Origin of the sequence: Acetivibrio mesophilus, from assembly GCF_004102745.1 — a bacterium.
GTDB classification, from domain to species: domain Bacteria; phylum Bacillota; class Clostridia; order Acetivibrionales; family Acetivibrionaceae; genus Hungateiclostridium; species Hungateiclostridium mesophilum.
In genome coordinates this window covers 21,419-38,122 of sequence record NZ_RLII01000009.1, presented here as the reverse complement: position 1 = coordinate 38,122, position 16,704 = coordinate 21,419, and the positions used below count along the sequence as shown (strand labels likewise).

Annotated in this window: 16 protein-coding genes; 10 read left to right on the top strand and 6 right to left on the bottom strand. The window is 38.8% G+C overall.

The window, feature by feature from the left end:
* Positions 1–124 precede the first annotated feature (124 nt).
* Positions 125–757, bottom strand: coding sequence for a DUF3298 and DUF4163 domain-containing protein (locus EFD62_RS08890; RefSeq protein ID WP_069194418.1), 633 nt, complete (start codon positions 755–757; stop codon positions 125–127).
* Between the two features lie 220 nt (positions 758–977).
* On the opposite strand from EFD62_RS08890, the gene sigI reads away from it, so the two are divergent.
* The 4 genes from sigI to EFD62_RS08870 all read left to right on the top strand — a co-directional run bounded on the left by sigI (position 978) and on the right by EFD62_RS08870 (position 4,156).
* Entirely contained in the window at positions 978–1,736 is a 759-nt protein-coding gene (sigI, locus tag EFD62_RS08885) for an RNA polymerase sigma-I factor (RefSeq protein ID WP_069194417.1), read from the top strand.
* 6 nt (positions 1,737–1,742) lie between these two features.
* The gene (locus EFD62_RS08880) at positions 1,743–3,203 is read left to right on the top strand and encodes an anti-sigma-I factor RsgI family protein (RefSeq protein ID WP_128705988.1); all 1,461 of its coding nucleotides are present in this window, start codon (positions 1,743–1,745) and stop codon (positions 3,201–3,203) included.
* A gap of 107 nt (positions 3,204–3,310) precedes the next feature.
* A complete protein-coding gene (locus EFD62_RS08875) occupies positions 3,311–3,805 on the top strand; it encodes an SEC-C metal-binding domain-containing protein (RefSeq protein WP_069194415.1) in 495 nt (164 codons plus the stop codon).
* A gap of 60 nt (positions 3,806–3,865) precedes the next feature.
* On the top strand, positions 3,866–4,156 hold the full coding sequence (locus tag EFD62_RS08870; RefSeq protein WP_069194414.1) for a hypothetical protein: 291 nt from the start codon (positions 3,866–3,868) through the stop codon (positions 4,154–4,156).
* 6 nt (positions 4,157–4,162) lie between these two features.
* Here EFD62_RS08870 and EFD62_RS08865 read toward each other — a convergent pair whose 3' ends face one another.
* Positions 4,163–4,723, bottom strand: coding sequence for a biotin transporter BioY (locus EFD62_RS08865; RefSeq protein ID WP_069194413.1), 561 nt, complete (start codon positions 4,721–4,723; stop codon positions 4,163–4,165).
* Between the two features lie 182 nt (positions 4,724–4,905).
* Entirely contained in the window at positions 4,906–6,795 is a 1,890-nt protein-coding gene (locus EFD62_RS08860; protein WP_069194412.1) for an LTA synthase family protein, read from the bottom strand.
* Between the two features lie 283 nt (positions 6,796–7,078).
* On the opposite strand from EFD62_RS08860, the gene EFD62_RS08855 reads away from it, so the two are divergent.
* Positions 7,079–7,414 (top strand): rubredoxin-like domain-containing protein, encoded by a 336-nt coding sequence (locus EFD62_RS08855; RefSeq protein ID WP_069194411.1) that lies wholly within the window; start codon positions 7,079–7,081, stop codon positions 7,412–7,414.
* A 1-nt stretch (position 7,415) separates the two neighbouring features.
* Here EFD62_RS08855 and EFD62_RS08850 read toward each other — a convergent pair whose 3' ends face one another.
* A complete protein-coding gene (locus EFD62_RS08850; protein ID WP_069194410.1) occupies positions 7,416–8,372 on the bottom strand; it encodes a Na/Pi cotransporter family protein in 957 nt (318 codons plus the stop codon).
* Between the two features lie 199 nt (positions 8,373–8,571).
* Here EFD62_RS08850 and EFD62_RS08845 point away from each other — a divergent pair, with 199 nt between their 5' ends.
* Genes EFD62_RS08845 through EFD62_RS08835 form a run of 3 tightly spaced genes read left to right on the top strand, consistent with a single transcriptional unit; the run spans position 8,572 to position 10,164 of the window.
* Entirely contained in the window at positions 8,572–8,910 is a 339-nt protein-coding gene (locus EFD62_RS08845) for a YtrH family sporulation protein (protein ID WP_069194409.1), read from the top strand.
* Positions 8,907–9,383, top strand: a complete 477-nt coding sequence (locus tag EFD62_RS08840) for a hypothetical protein (RefSeq protein ID WP_069194408.1) — start codon at positions 8,907–8,909, stop codon at positions 9,381–9,383. The genes EFD62_RS08845 and EFD62_RS08840 overlap by 4 nt, the downstream gene beginning before the upstream one ends.
* Positions 9,384–9,438: 55 nt before the next feature.
* Positions 9,439–10,164, top strand: coding sequence for an NAD-dependent protein deacylase (locus EFD62_RS08835; RefSeq protein ID WP_069194407.1), 726 nt, complete (start codon positions 9,439–9,441; stop codon positions 10,162–10,164).
* A 140-nt stretch (positions 10,165–10,304) separates the two neighbouring features.
* Here EFD62_RS08835 and EFD62_RS08830 read toward each other — a convergent pair whose 3' ends face one another.
* Complete coding sequence (locus tag EFD62_RS08830) at positions 10,305–10,913, bottom strand: peptidylprolyl isomerase (RefSeq protein WP_069194406.1); 609 nt, start codon at positions 10,911–10,913, stop codon at positions 10,305–10,307.
* A 187-nt stretch (positions 10,914–11,100) separates the two neighbouring features.
* Here EFD62_RS08830 and asnA point away from each other — a divergent pair, with 187 nt between their 5' ends.
* Together asnA and asnS are read left to right on the top strand one after the other, a co-directional pair.
* The gene (gene asnA / locus EFD62_RS08825; protein ID WP_069194405.1) at positions 11,101–12,123 is read left to right on the top strand and encodes an aspartate--ammonia ligase; all 1,023 of its coding nucleotides are present in this window, start codon (positions 11,101–11,103) and stop codon (positions 12,121–12,123) included.
* Between the two features lie 57 nt (positions 12,124–12,180).
* Positions 12,181–13,575 (top strand): asparagine--tRNA ligase, encoded by a 1,395-nt coding sequence (gene asnS / locus EFD62_RS08820; RefSeq protein ID WP_128705987.1) that lies wholly within the window; start codon positions 12,181–12,183, stop codon positions 13,573–13,575.
* 136 nt (positions 13,576–13,711) lie between these two features.
* On the opposite strand, the gene EFD62_RS08815 is transcribed toward asnS, so the two are convergent.
* Entirely contained in the window at positions 13,712–16,486 is a 2,775-nt protein-coding gene (locus EFD62_RS08815; RefSeq protein ID WP_069194403.1) for a glycoside hydrolase family 48 protein, read from the bottom strand.
* Positions 16,487–16,704: the final 218 nt, after the last annotated feature.

Here is a 16,704-nt window from a genome sequence, read left to right as displayed (position 1 = left end):
GAGAGGCCAAAATAAAAGCTCGGGGCATCGAGCCCCTTCGCTTTTGCCTCTTTCATTTGATTCCAAGAGGCCAAAATAAAAAAAACGGAGTTGGGATAAATATAATCCCACTCCGTTTTTTGTGTCATAACATAGCTGACAGAGGGCTCCCTTCTCTTATGATGTCTTGTATCTCATACACGGATATAGGGAACATAGGTAATCCAAAAGCATAAGGAGTTATCTCATATAGCTGGAAATATATTACCAATGCTTTGTCGGCTATATAGTAATCCTGATCCGGCCTAATCCCCTTGAATTCACCGAGGATTGGAATTTCACGTTCCTTTATTTGCTGTTCAATTATTTTTGACAGTACCCCAACATAATCGCTTCCCGGCTTAAAGAGTTCCTCAAGCTTATATTCTTTGCCTGTGTTTATATCAAAGGTTAGTGATTTTATTATAGTCAATCCATGGGCAGCAGGATATGCAATGGTATAGTTTCCTATCGAAAGGCTTAATACACCGCGCTCGTTTGTCTTTATTTCATACCAGCCTTGGATGGTCATATTAGGGGCTTTATATCCCTGCTCCAATAGTTTGCTTGTTTGCTCATAGATGAGCTCGTTTACTGTTTGTATTATCCTAGAGTTTACTATGTTCTGAATAGCTAGAGTTTTAAAACCTGTTATAAAGGGATAATCAATAACTAGGTCTTGGCAGGGAGATACAATCCTTCTTGTAAATATGTAAACAGGATTTTGCATGTTGCTCATTTTATACTCACTTCTTTTAGGTTTTACTGATATAATAATATTCATAAGAATTAAATTTGTTACTCGTTGAAGCAAAAAACGACCGGATGTAATTAATATTTTATAGTAGTGGTGGACCAAAGATATTTCATGGGATGTGGCAAGAGCAAATACTAATCGGTAGTATACACAAAAGAAGCAGGTTTGTACGAAGTAATATACTGAAGGGAGAATGATCTAGTTGAAGGTCCGGAAAATCAATAATGATAATAAAGAAAAAAACCTGGATGAGACAGTTTATGATGGCTTTATTTCTACCCTGAAACAGATAAAAGAAGGTAATCAGCAACTAAGAGATGAGTTCATATCCGAATATAGACCATTCATCTTGAAAGTTACGTCAAATGCGCTGGGAAAATATATTGATACCCGCAACAATGACGAGTTTAGCATTGCTATGTCTGCATTTAATGAAGCAATTGACAAGTTCGATACCAGTAAAGGTTATAACTTCTTTCTTTTTTCGGAACAGGTAATTAAAAGACGGTTGATTGATTATTCTAGAAGTAATAGGTACAATAAGGAATACCCTTTTTCTTTTTTTGATGATGAATATGTCTATCATGATGAAAAATTTATGTCCAGATCCTATATTGGATTTGAAGATATTGAGGCCCGGGAAGATATTGAAGAATTTAAAAATAAGCTGAAGGAATTTGGCATAACCTTTCTTGATTTGGTATTGAATGTTCCAAAGCATAAGGATTCGAGGCAATTATGCATAAAGTTGGCCAGTATACTGGCTGAGGATGAGCATATGTATAAGGCATTGATGAAGAATAAAAGCATACCCAGAAATGAATTAAAGAAGAAAGCAAGAGTCCATGGAAGGACCATAGGTAATAATAGGAAGTATATTATAGCTCTTTGTTTGATTTTAAAAAGCAATCTTAACCTTTCAAAGAGATATCTAGAATATACTATGGAGGGGGGAAAGTAAGATAATATGAATAAGATAGGGATAATTTATGAAATTCAGGGTAAGAAAGAAATAATCTTAACACCGGAAAGTGAATTTATAATCATTAACAGACGTAAGGATATGTGTGTTGGACAGCAGGTGAGTTTTGGGAATGACGATATATACGATGCTAAAAGAAGGAGATTTTTATATACTGCCACTGCTGTTTCAAGCGTTGCAGCAGTCCTGGTTGTAATGTTTTTATATTTTCAATCTGCCTTTTTGAGAAGCACTAATAATATTTATGGATATATAGATATTGATATAAATCCAAGCGTTGAATTGGCAATTGATGAAAATTATCGGGTTTTAGAAGTTAAACAGCTAAATAGAGATGGGGAGCAATTGACTTCGGGATTGGATTATAAGGACAAAAATATTGAGAGTGTTATTCCTGAGCTTGTTAGAAAGTGTATAGATATTGGTTTTATCAAAGATGAGGATGAAAGAAAAATTGTTCTCATAAGTGGTGCCCTTAATGACAAACAGAGTGAATACAAATTGAGTAGGGAAGAGTCGGAGAATAGACTTACTAGATTGCTTAACGATATCAAAACTGAGATAGACAGAATAGATAATATTGAGGGGTATACCATAATGGTAACTCCCAAGGAAAGAAAAAATGCATCAGAATACGGACTTTCCATGGGAAGATACTGTTTGTATCTTGAAGCGGAGGAATTGGACAGCAGCATCACTATTGAAGAAGTGAATGATATGAGCGTTACAGATATGATAGTAAAATTGGAGCGAATGAAGCTGGCATCAACAGATATGCCAAGTCCAAAACCCCAGGGTACGCCAGCACCTGCAGACGAGACTCTGCAAATGTCATCGGCACCTATACAACAGCCGAATCCATCCGGGTTGCCGGAAATATCCCAATATCCGGAGGAGACAAACACACCGAGACCGACAGAGGATCCAACTATAACTCAAGAAAAGACACCACAGCCTTCGCCACTGATTGAAAGCCCAAAAAATACTGAAGCGGGGACAAAGGGCCTTAGAATACAGCATTTTAGCAAGAAGCCCTATGATTCTCAGGGGGTTGACTTCAGTTTTAGGATGTATAACACCGGAAACGATATAATTGACCTTAAAGATGTAAAAGTAAGGTATTATTTCAAGGAAGAACTTTCGGTTGATGAAATGAACTGGGCAGTATATTTTTATAGTTTGGGAGCAGAGGAGGATGTTCAGTGCAAATTTTATGATTTGCCTGGAAAGACAGAAGCAAACAAGTACATTGAAATTACATTTGAGACAGGTACTCTTCATCCAAAGGATGTAATGTATATTACAGGAGAATTCTATCAGAATAATTGGGGTAGGTTCGAGCAACGGGACGACTATTCCTACAATTCGGCGGATTCCTATGCGGATTGGAAGAAGATGACTGCATACATTTCGGGGAAACTTGTATGGGGAATTGAACCAAAGTGATTATAATGTGAAATATATTAGTTTTTGAGGTTATATTTTGACATAATATTGTGTTATAATATGAAAGAGTTAATAGTCATAATAAGTAAAGGAGAGATATAGTACATATGAGTCTTTTTAACGAGTGGCAGGAGCTTTGTGAAAAAGAGAGGCCTCAAGAAGAGGATACTAAATTCTGGAATCAATACCTTGAAAAAGAGGCGAAAATATATGAGTCAATTCTGGAAAGCCATGAGGAAGTTATAGAGGGAAAACTCGTAGAGCTTGCAGAAAAGTTTGATATGGAGCCTGTTGTTTTTGCAGGATTTATGGATGGTATTAACACTAGTCTTGAAAAGGCTGTAAACCTTGAGGAGCTGAGTGAAGATTCGAACATCAGTCTAAAAGTTGATTTTGAAAAACTCTATTATAATATGCTGGATGCAAAAGCACATTGGCTTTATAATCTTCCCCAGTGGGATAATGTATTGACCCGGGAAAGAAGAAAGGAAATATTGAAGGAATACAACAAGGCTCATATTGCGGTAAGCAATAAGGTTGGAAGGAATGAACCTTGTATTTGTGGTAGTGGTAAAAAATACAAGAAATGCTGCGGCGCCTGAAGATGTGCCTAGGACAAGATATTTGATGAATTGATGAAATTAAGATGGAGGAAATAGTGGATGGCAGAGTGTATCTGCAGCGACTGCAGAAATTTAAAGAGATTAATTGATGACGAGGGAAAAGAAACATATGAATGCAGGTTTGGCCTTCCCTCTGATAAATGTGAGCAATGTGAAGAAGAGGGATGCGATATAGTCTGCAATAATTACGAAGAAGAAAGTGATGAAGCAGACTATATACTGGTAAGCTGCAAAGACTGCGGCAGGGAGCTCAAGAAAATGTATAATGATAACGATGACCCTGAAGGGGAGATATTCTGCGTTGATTGCTACCTAAAAAGACAGCTTTAGGACAAGCTATGAATTACAAGCCGATATCTGATATTCAAGGCTTTTGTTTACCCGCACACCGATTATACTGGCAATACACACTTTTATAACGTCTCCTGGAATAAAAGCCAGATTTGATACTGCCAGAGACCAGGAAAACAAACTTGCGGTCTTTTTAAAGCAGAGCCATGGAATGCCTATGGCATATACTACGAGGATGCCGCCAACAATACATGCAAGCCCTATTCTGAAACCATTTTTTCCATTGCCTTTAAGAAGGGAAATCACTATAGCGCCTGCTAGGAAACCTATAATGAATCCACCGGTGGGGCCGGTTAAATATGCTAATCCTGCTCCGCCTTTTTGAAATACAGGGAGACCGACGGCTCCTAAGGCAATATAGGTTGCCATGCTGAGTCCTGCCTGCCTGGGGGTAAGAATAGCACCAGCCAGCATTACACCTATGGTTTGTCCGGTGATAGGGGCAGGAAGGATGGGAAGTGTGATGCTTATCCAGCCAAGCACTGCCATTAAACCTGTAAAAATAGCGGCATACATCATGTCTCTAAGATACTTGTTTCCTGTCATAATACTCCTCCTATAATTTAACATATAATGTACATCAATGAAGATATTATTACATTATTGCATGATTGTCAACACTTTTTTTATTCAAGGTTAACAATTGGATTGAAGTAATGGTGTAAACCATTGCCTAGTATTAATAAAGGAGGCCCGTCAGGCCTCCTTAAATTAAATACTAAAACTAATTATTTCTCAAAACCGTGTTTGAAAGCATCTTTGGTTATAATGATATCCGATACACTGAGTTCATTTATGTATGAAGTAATCTTATCGCTGTATAGCTTCAGGTCCAACGGTTTTCCGTCAGTGAAATCATATATTTCTCGTAAGTCATTAAAATATATAAAATCCTTTGTTATTACCGAACCGTCTCTTAGGATGACATAACCTTTATCGTCATCATGATTTAGAAGATCTTTTCCTAGAGCATATGGCGCATCAAAATCCATCAGATTTGCAATGGTCGGAAGTATGTCGATTTGCCCCCCTATAGTGCTTATAACTTCGGACTTTGACTGATTGGGATAATGTATTATAAGGGGCACTTTTTGAAGCTTCATCCATTCTTGTTCGCTATACTCCATATCCAGAAGCTGCAAAAGCCCTTCAGCTTCAATTTTTTTCACGGCAGAGTGATCACCATAGAATACCAGAAGACTGTTATCGTATAGTCCACGTTTCTTAAGATCCGCTATGAATTCACCTATACATTTATCAAGATAATTGGCAGCCTTGAGGTAATTGCCAATGTACGTTCCTTGAAACTCACCGACATCAAAATCAAAGTCTTCAAAATAGGTGAACGGATGATGACTTGACAGGGTCACGAAAAAGCTGTAAAACGGCTTTGATGTATCTATTTTATCAAGGGACTGCCTAAAAAAGGATGAATCACTGAGCGCTTGACCTTCCCAACCGGCAAAATCGTCCAATACAAAGTCCTCTTCGTTGAAAAATCTGTCAAAGCCAAGAGTCATATGCATTTTATTTCTGTTCCAGAAGGTTTTCTCAAAGCCATGGAGTGAGTAAGTATTGTATCCTTTGCCCTTTAGAATGTTCGCCATGGAATGATAAGTATTTTCGGGGTATAGGTGATAAATTGCACCCTCTTTTGCAGGATACAATGAATTATTGGTCAGAAATTCCGCATCGGAAGTATTGCCTCCTGCCACCTGATAGAATACATTATCAAAATAAAGACTGTCTCCAATAAGTTTGTTTAAATTGGGAGTTACTTCTTTACTGTTGATCTTCAAATTTATTACAAATTGCTGAAGAGCCTCCATCTGTACTACAATCAGGTTTTTGTCCTTTGCAATTCCCGTTAATCTGCTGTCGGAGACGTTTTTCTCACTCTCTTTGCTTTCATAAAGGGCTATGATGGAGTCCTTATCCTCCTGGGTAAAGCTGTCGTCTTCCAGTAGGTTTTCTTCGATTAACAGCTTTGTGTTGTAGTAATGGGAAAAAAACACTCCAAGGCTTTTAGCTGAGTAGTTGTTGTTATATGCAAAGGAATTCAGATTTGAAGTATGGAAAACCGATAAAAAGGTAACTGCTCCAACTACTAAAAGAGCTACAGAGCGGTATGCTCTCCGGGAAATATGTATCTTCCGAACATTTTTGCTTAGGAGAAAAACTCCCATGAGCATAAAGGGCAAATCAATAAGATATATTAAATCCTTAATCATAAACTGACTTAATATACTTTCATTGACAGAACTCATAAGCTTGATATCCAGTTGGAAAAGCACGGGTATAGTAATTAAATTGTAGTAATATCTAAAAAAGTTGGTATCAGCTATCAATAAAACTGTTAAAATAAGGTTTATTATAAAAAGCGCAGCAAATCTCAACTTATTAAAAGCAAAAGCTATAATAGATGATATTATCAGTAAAATGGAAAATGACGAAAGCAACATGGTTATATTTACTGAAGATAGATAAGGGTCAGTGTTCAGCCTTGTTGTGAATTGAAAATAAAGGCACTTTAGCATAAGACATATAATAAATAGTACCCAATAAAGGGTTTCAGCAAGATTAAATCGTTGATTAATAATGTTTTTTAGACGGTCCATTACCATTTACCTCTCTTTATTACTGTTTTGAATTTGGCTAACAATTTAATATAAATCTTACAATTAAGGTGCATAAATAACTGTTTAAGAATTTACCATTATATTATACACGATTTTATTTTATTATAAAACACTAAAAATATATTAAATAAAATCTAAATAAATTATAAACAATTATCTTGTTTATGCTTGCTTTGTCAATTTTGTTATGTTTAAAATAATTATCAAGTGGTATTAATAAATATGATATCAAGTAAATAAAAAGAATTGGAGGAATAAGTAGATGAAGAAGCTTTGGAAATGTTCAGTGTGCGGGTATGTTCATGAAGGGGAAGAGGCACCGGAAAAGTGCCCTAAATGTGATGCCCCAAAGGATAAATTTGTCCAGCTTAGCGATGAAGATGCCAATAAGGTATATATGTCCGACAGAACAAATGATATTCATATGGAGATTGTTAAACTTGCAGGAAGGATAAGTGAACTCTGCGAGGAAGGTATAAATATAAATCTGGACCCTCCATGCTTAGAGGCGTTCAAAAGATCCAAGGATGAAGCATGGGTTATAAAGCAAAGGGCAAAAGCTGAAATGGAAGGTCATATGAAAAAGGGAAAATGGTAAACTACTTATTTTCCTTTATGAGCCACTCTAAGAATCTCACATAATATCCTGTTAACGGCATAAAGATAACTGCGCTAAGGATATTGAAAATTGTATGGGCATTGGCAATCAACCGGGTTTCATCCTGACCGATACCGTAGGTGATGGTCTGAACCATTGATGAAAAGGGTGTTAATAGAATAAAAGCTATTATGACACCAATAACATTATAGAGGGTATGTGCCCATGCAGTTCGTTTTGCGAAAATAGAGGTGCCGATACTGGAGATTTGTGCAGTGATGCATGTGCCGATATTATCTCCCAGGGTAAGCCCCAGGGCGGACTCAAAGCCAATAAGGCCTGCATTGAAAAGAACAATGGTAAGGCCAACGGTGGCACTGCTGCTCTGTATAAGCATGGTTGTTACCATACCAATAAGAAGGCCGATTAGGGGATTTTGTCCATAAGTCCTAAAAAGCTCGTAAACATCTTGGCTTTCTTTTATGTATGGTACTCCGGAGTTTAGTAGATTTAGTCCTGCAAACATGATGCCAAGACCGGTTAGCGCCCAACCCATGTTTGCAGGGGATTTTCTTTTTGAGAAGAAAGCAATAATAAGTCCCAGCCCAATTATGAAGTACGAAGAGTTGGTCAGGTTAAAAGACATAAGCTGGGCCGTTATTGTAGTACCGATGTTTGCTCCGTATATAATACCTACCGCTTGAGTCAGCTTCAACATTCCAGAGTTTACCAGTCCAACGGTTATAACAGTTATTGCTGTACTGCTTTGAACCAGTGCAGTAAGGACAGTGCCGGTGACAGTGGCTAGCGGCACTCTGTTTGTGAACATTGAGAGGTACTTTTTCATCCTGCGGATGTTTGCCTTTTCAAGACTTGTGCCCATCAGTTTTACACCGTATACAATGCATATTGTTCCGATTATTATATTCACAATAACTATAATGAGTTTATAATTCATTTTTCTTTTAAATACCGTTCCTTAGATATTTTTTCTGTCTTCCAAGCCATTCCTATAATTAAAGATAAGCTCAATAAAGCGAAATTAGAACAAAAACTTTGTACAAAAAATATTTGATTTTACTTTTTAAACTTCAGTATAAAGTAAAAATAAAGAACATAGTGTATAGAAGAAACACTAACAGGAAAAAGGTGGTTTTTTGTCTACTTTCGCAAGCAATATAATATATAACTTCTTAATAGCCTTTGGAGTAATTGTAGGTGCAAGCCTTTTTGCGGGACTCGGAGCGTTGATAAACGATCATCCTCCCTTAAAAAGTATGTTTCAAATAGCAAGCTCCATTAAAATCTGGGCGGTAGCTGTTGCCTTGGGAGGTACGTTTTCTACTTTCGAAATACTGGAGAAAGGCATATTCAAGGGGGAAATAAGGTCAATAATAAAACAGGCGGTTTATGTTGTAGTAGCTGTACTTGGAGCCAATGTTGGATATGGCTTTATAAGGCTTATCCAAAGATGCGGGGAGACAATGTTCAAATGAGGAGAATAGCTTATAGGTTTCTTATTTGCTTTATTACCGGGCTTATAGGAGGAATTCTGATGGGATGTACTTTAATGAGTACATTGATAAGCTACAGGATAGACAAATACCATGAGGAAATAATAAAGCTAAAAACCCATATCGATGAGAATGATGCTAAATACAACAAGCTTAAGGAATCCTTTGATAGTATGAACAAGAAAAAATTTTTGGTCTCCGATATAGAAGTATTCCTGATTTGCAAGGATAATGAAGAAGACGATTTTGATAAAATGCAGCTTGAGAAGTATATAAAAGACAGGTATCAGGATCTTTTGTGGAAGGAAGTCAAGAATATAGATATGGATCTGGTGGTTAAGCTTGTGGATGAGGATGTTTACAGGATTGAGAATAAAGATTATAAGTTGGGTGTAAATCGGGTTTTAATTTCCGATGTATTTAAAATATGGGTGACAGTTAAGCAAATTGACTAGATTTTTGTGATATAATTATAAAAATAATAATTTGCTATGAGATAGAGGCGATAATATGGAAATTGATACTCTCAAAGAAATGACCGAAAAAAGTAACAATATAGTGTTTTTTGGAGGTGCAGGAGTATCTACGGAGAGTGGTATTCCGGATTTTAGAACTGATAGTGGGATTTACAATCAAAAAAGCCAGTATTCCTATCCACCGGAGGTAATGCTCAGCCATAGCTTTTTTATGGAGCATACCGAGGAGTTTTTCAAATTTTACAAAGACAAAATGATATACAAGGATGTAAAGCCTAATGCTGCCCATACTGCTCTGGCAGAATTGGAGAGGCGGGGAAAACTGAAAGCAGTAATAACCCAGAACATTGATGGACTGCATCAGACAGCCGGGTCCGAAAATGTCATAGAGCTTCACGGAAGTGTGCATAGAAACAATTGCATGAACTGCAACGAAAGCTATAACCTGGACTATGTTTTAAATAGTCCTAAGATTGTTCCGGAATGCAGTAAATGCAATGGAATTGTAAAGCCGTGTGTGATTTTGTATGAAGAGCCGCTGGATACCGATAGTATAGACCGGGCAGTGGCCTTTCTGGAGAGGGCAGATATGTTGATTGTAGGCGGAACTTCCCTTGCAGTATATCCTGCGGCGGGACTTATACAGTATTACCGGGGGGACAGGCTCGTTCTTATCAACAAGTCGCCGACGCCGTATGACAGCAGGGCGAACCTTATTATAAGGGATAGTATAGGAGCGGTGCTACGCACTGTGATTTAGAATGCTCTAAGGCAAAATAAGAGCTCGGAACATCGAGTACCTTTGCGTTTGCCTCTTTAATTCTAAGAGGTATAATTAAAGGATTGTCTCATTTATAACACCTTGTTATAATGATGACAATCCTTTTAGAATATAAGTATTTATTTTTCAAGTACTGTTATTGTTTTAATTTTAACTTCCTCTAGAGGAAGAGAAAGTTCATCGCGCATAGATGGATTTGGAGCAACAGGGGTATCTGCGATTTTATCCAGTATATCCTCACCCTCTATAAGCTTTCCAAAGGCTGCATATTCTCCATCAAGGTGAGATGCGTCACCATGCATGATAAAGAATTGGCAGGATGCAGAGTTTGGATCAAAACCACGAGCCATGGATATTACACCTCTAGTGTGCTTAAGTTTATTTTTGTCAAAACCGTTGCTGGCAAACTCGCCTTTGATCGTCTTTCCGGAGTTGCCGGTGCCATCACCGTCTGGGTCACCGCCCTGTATCATAAAGTCTTTTATTATTCTGTGGAAAGTGAGACCATCATAGAAACCTTCTTCCGCAAGGGTTATAAAATTGTCCACTGTCTCGGGTGCATATTCCGGGTACAGTTCAAGAACCATCTTGCCGCCGTCTTCCATTTCAATTTGCACCTTTGGGTGTGCAACACTGTAGTTTGAGTTGTTGCAGCCAACAGCAAAGACTGCGGTCATTAGACCAACTAAAATAATTGCGAGTAATTTTGTGTTAATCTTCCCAAGCATATCAAAACCTCCATATCCTAAAAGTTCTAACCAAATGATACAACATTTTTTTCGGTATGTCCACATAATATAAAGCTTTTTAATGCTTTTATAAACTGTATCAAATATAACTATTGGATTTGAGACTATTAAATGGTATAATGTGAGTTGACTCTATTGTTGTGGTGATTATAGGAGGGGAAATATTGTGATAGAGAAGATAGATAGGCTTATAATTCCGCCGGATTACCATCCGGCTTTATCGGTTAGAGAGACAGAAATTGCAATAAAAAAGATAAAGGATTTTTTTGAAACGACATTGGCAGCAGAATTGAACTTAAGCAGGGTTTCAGCACCCCTTTTTGTAAGACCGGAGACAGGTATGAATGATAATTTGAACGGTGTTGAGAGACCTGTATCTTTTGACGTAAAGTCCATTGACGGAAATACTGTTGAGATTGTGCATTCTCTTGCAAAATGGAAGCGTATGGCTTTGGCAAAGTACGGATTTAATGTTGGAGAAGGTCTTTACACGGACATGAATGCCATAAGAAGAGACGAAGATTTGGACAACCTTCATTCCATATATGTTGACCAATGGGACTGGGAATTGGTAATTGGTAAAGAGGATAGGAACGAAGATACTCTTAAAAATATAGTAAAAAGAATATTTAATGTATTCAAGAAGACTGAGGACTTTATCGGTGAAAGTTATCCTCAAATACCTAGAATTCTTCCTGAAGATATATTCTTTATTACAACACAGGAACTGGAAGATATGTATCCCGAGCTTTCTCCAAAGGAGAGAGAGGATGCTATTGCAAAGGAGAAAAAAGCAGTATTCGTGATGAAAATCGGAGGCAAATTGAGATCGGGAAATAAGCATGATGGAAGAGCACCGGACTACGATGATTGGGAATTAAATGGAGACATAATTTTGTGGTATCCCGTGTTGGAAAGAGCCTTTGAGGTATCCTCTATGGGAATAAGAGTGGACGAAGAATCATTGATAAGCCAGCTTAAGGAAGCCGGTTGTGAAGATAGAAAAGAAATGAAATTCCACAAAGATTTATTGGAGGGAAGGCTTCCTTATACCGTGGGAGGAGGCATTGGCCAGTCGAGAATTTGCATGTATTTTCTGAAAAAGGCTCATATCGGAGAGGTTCAATCTTCAATATGGCCGGACTCAATGATTGAAATCTGTGAAAATGCAAATATTAATTTGTTATAGTTTATATTAATTATGGGAAAACTAAAACATCAATTAGCAAAAAGGGGTTAATGGATAATGAAAACTACATTAATAAAAAGTCTTTATAGAGAGACCAAAGATTTTTTAGACAAGGAAATTGTTGTTGCGGGATGGGTTCGCACAATAAGGGATTCAAAGACTTTTGGATTTATTGAAATCAATGACGGTTCATTTTTTAAAAACCTTCAAATTGTATTTGAAGAACAGAATATTTCAAATTTCAAAGAAATAGCCAAGCTCTCTGTGGGGTCGGCAATTATTGTACATGGAAATTTGGTTGAGACTCCCAATGCAAAGCAGCCCTTTGAAATGAAGGCGACTAAAATCGAGATAGAAGGGGCATCTAATTCCGAGTACCCTCTGCAAAAGAAGAGGCACTCTTTTGAGTATCTAAGGACAATTGCACACTTAAGGCCTAGGACAAATACCTTCTCAGCAGTGTTTAGGATAAGATCCCTTGCAGCGTTTGCTATACATAAGTTTTTTCAGGAGAGGGGTTTTGTATATGTTCATACCCCAATTATCACAGGAAGCGACGCGGAAGGGGCAGGACAGATGTTCAGGGTTACAACCCTTGATATGAATAACCCTCCAAGAAACGAAGACGGGAAGGTGGACTTTACAAAGGACTTTTTTGACAGAGAGACAAACCTTACTGTTAGCGGACAGCTTGAGGGGGAGACATATAGTATGGCCTTCAGAAATATATACACCTTTGGGCCAACCTTCAGAGCTGAGAATTCCAATACGGCGAGACATGCGGCAGAATTCTGGATGGTAGAGCCGGAGATAGCTTTTGCGGACCTTAGGGATGATATGGAGCTTGCAGAGGATATGCTCAAATATATAATTAATTACTGCTTGGAAAATGCTCCGGAGGAGATGGAGTTCTTTAACAATTTTGTTGATAATACAGTGTTTGAACGGTTAAACAATATTGTAAATTCCGAGTTTGCCCATGTTACATATACCGAGGCCGTTGATATTTTAGTCAAGGCCAACGACAAGTTTGAATATCCTGTAAAATGGGGAAATGACTTGCAAACAGAGCATGAGAGGTACCTCACTGAGCAAATATTTAAAAAGCCGGTGTTTGTTACTGACTATCCAAAGGATATAAAAGCTTTTTACATGAGAATGAATGACGATAATAAAACTGTTGCGGCAATGGACCTTCTTGTACCCGGTGTTGGAGAAATAATCGGAGGAAGCCAGAGGGAAGAGAGATTGGATCTTTTGGAAAAGAGAATGAAGGAGATGGGGCTCAACATGGAGGACTACTGGTGGTATATGGATCTTCGCAAGTATGGCAGCACAAGACATGCAGGTTTTGGGCTAGGATTTGAGAGAGCTATAATGTATATTACCGGTATGACAAATATCAGAGATGTAATATCTTTCCCGAGAACTGTACACACAGCGGAATTTTAATATAATAATAGGAAAGGACGGTTTTTATTAAGGACTTCCGAAGTTAAGGAAGGAGCTTAGTAAAAACTGTCCCTTTCTTTATTTTTATACCTGTCTCAATCACTATTCTATTTTCATGGAATTTCTTTTCTTCTTTTTAGGGCTCGTTTCCCGATACAAGTCTTCCGGATATATAGAGAGCTATGCGGTTCGAGCTTCCAAAGTCGGATGCTGATGAAGCGAAAGAGTAATCATTTGATTGGCTGTAATTGGACCAATCATCTTTTGAAAATCTTGCCTGAACCTCTACACTCATACCGGGTTCAATGCTGCCTGCTCCTCCGTTAAAGCCTATCTCCAGATAATAATCGGCATTATTTTTTGGGGAGTTAAGCTTGACAAATTGTCCGGTTACATTTGAAGTTCCGGCAGAGCTCCAGTCGCACCAGAATTGCTGAGCCTTTTCACCGTCAATTGTATAATAGTACCTTATCTTAATATCCGATAGATTAACAGCCGAATTAGAGTTGTTAATGAGCTTAAACCTCGGATTTATAGTGTTTGTAGTGTCCGAACCGTTACCGTTGGCATATTGCAGTGAGATGCTGCTAGTGCTGTTATTACCTGTAGACGGTCTTGATGGTGTATTGGTAGGACTAGCTAATGGGTTGGACGAATTATGTGGCGTGTTGGATGGTATTGACGAATTCTGCGGTGAAGGATTTTCATTTGGATCATTGGTGTTTGCCGGGCTTTCAGTTATTGTTGTATCAGGAGACGACAAAACATCCGGGGTTGATTCCGGTGTTTCTGATTTTTTGGGCCCGGACGTAGAAACATTTTCGTCAGAGTTTACGCCTGGTACTATTCCGTTTTCCTTTTGCTCAAAGTAAATGTGGTACATAGCGTTTGCCATTGCCACTTCTGCCTGCGCCCAATAACGGTGATAGGTCATTACCGGGTCTTTGCCGTTGTTTATAGCTTCTTCCACCATTTTATAGTCTTTGTCATTTTTATATTTCGGGCGCAGATCTATAAAGGTCGCTCCGTTCTTTATCTCTGCATTTTGGGCATTGATACCGGAAAAACCGTTAGGAATATAGACTTCATCAAAGAAACGCTTGTAATCTGCTCTTGCTTCCTTTGCGACTACACCCTTTTTACCCCTGTAGTTGTGCCACATCCTGTCGAGAAGCTGTTTGGCTGTTTCGCGGGCCTTGTCATCAATTTTCTTTTCGTGTTTTTCGGTGGCGGCAGCATAGTAGATAAGCGCTTTTGCATATGAAGCAGTTACCCCTACGTCAACAGTCCAGTCTTTGACAGTGCAGTGGAGGTTTTCATTTGCGGAAGGCTTTCCTGTCCATGGGTCTGGTTGACCGGACCACTCTAAAGTAGACGGAATCTCATAGGTTCCATTGCTCTTTAGACGAGTATTTTCTATCGCCCATGATGCCCATTTCTTGCAAAGGTCTTTAATTTCATGGTCTCCAGTCAAATAATAGTACTCCATAATTCTTTCCATTGACCATGCCTGAAATCCAAACCAGTTGTTGCTAGGCGGATCATGGTAAACAGGTTGCCAGTCATAGGCCATGTCATAGAATGTACTTGTGCCTTCGGGATATTTACCGTACGCTCCCTCCCAACTGTTGGTCACGCCGCCTGCTATGGCGCCTTCGGCACTTTGAAGATATTGAAACAGCTCCAACTGGCGTTTAAGGCTTTGCTGCCAGTCTTTCTTTGCATTCTTTGATTTTGGCGTTAATACGGATTCATTTGCCAGTGCGTAGGCAGCCACTGGATTTTGATAGCCCTGATGGGAATGGGAACTTCCGATTCTCCAGCTCCAGGTTCCGTTGATATCGCCTCCCCACGAGGTGTACCAAGATAGAAGATAATGGCAACTGTCGTACCCCGTGCCGGCCTTTGAGGTATCCTGGACTCCTATTGGCCTGAAATATTTGTCAAAGAGAGTATACCTCAGATAGTCACCCATTTTTGATGCTTTTTCAAAGTAGGGTTCAAGCTCCTTTTCACTGCCCTGTTCTTTGGACCAGAGGTATGCCCAATAGGTCGCCTGAACATGCCTTGCATCGGCATCGGAGGCTGAGGTGTAGCGCCATTGTTTTGCAGGCTCGCTAAAGTTTCCAAACAAGCCGAGAAAGCCGCCATTATTGACCTGTCCCCATTTAAAGTCCTCCCAAGAAGGGTGAGGTATGGTTTCCCATACGGATTCTCCTGCTCCCCTCTGATAGGTGTTTATATAGGAACAGCGGCTTGTACCGTCCCCATGATTGCCGTACCCGTACCAGTTATCAATATCCAGAAGCCAGTGCATCTGATATATGGCTTTTGAACCATATGCAGAGGCTAGCTCATCTGCAATAGGATCAATACCTGTGGGGGCATTGCTGTCGCCGAGGGCAGGATATTTCTCGGGAGAATTGGCCTCCGGTGCATACTGGGCAGGCTGAGAGGGAATATATGCATTAGTACCGGGCTGGTCCCTTTCGGGAGCGGGTATTATGTACTGTTCCGTTTTATCCCAGGCATCCTTAAAGTATGACCAGTCACCTGTCAGTCTGCCATAGGTTGCTCCGAGCCAAACCATATAGCTCATGGCTTCACTGGTGGTGAGATGTCCGTAATCCGGAGCTTCTACCAAAAGTGTCTCGATGGAGTGATACGGAATCCCCTCTTCACTAAGGTAGCCTTCTTTCTGGATATCTTCAAAAAGTGATATAAATCTGTCGGAATATACTGAGGGGGCATAATCCTTGGAGTATGTCCCGCTTGGCCCGGATATTAACCGGGAAGGTCTAACGCTGTTTTTGATTCCGATTATCAGTGTTGAAACAGCGACAACGGCAGCAATTATGCTACAAGATGCAATAATCTTTCTTCTTCGTCTTATATTATATCTTAATTTCATGATCCTCCTACACAAACCTCCTTCTAAAAATGTGTCCTTTTGTAATTATTATACTAAGGAAATGAAGCTATTACAAATATTTATCTCGTATATATGGACAATATCAAAAACCAATGTAAAATAATTATTGCAGAATATTTAGAAGTGCCAATAGAAATATTTTTTATTATTGTTTTTTAAGACTTTTTTTAGTGATGTCCGTATTATATGATATGAAG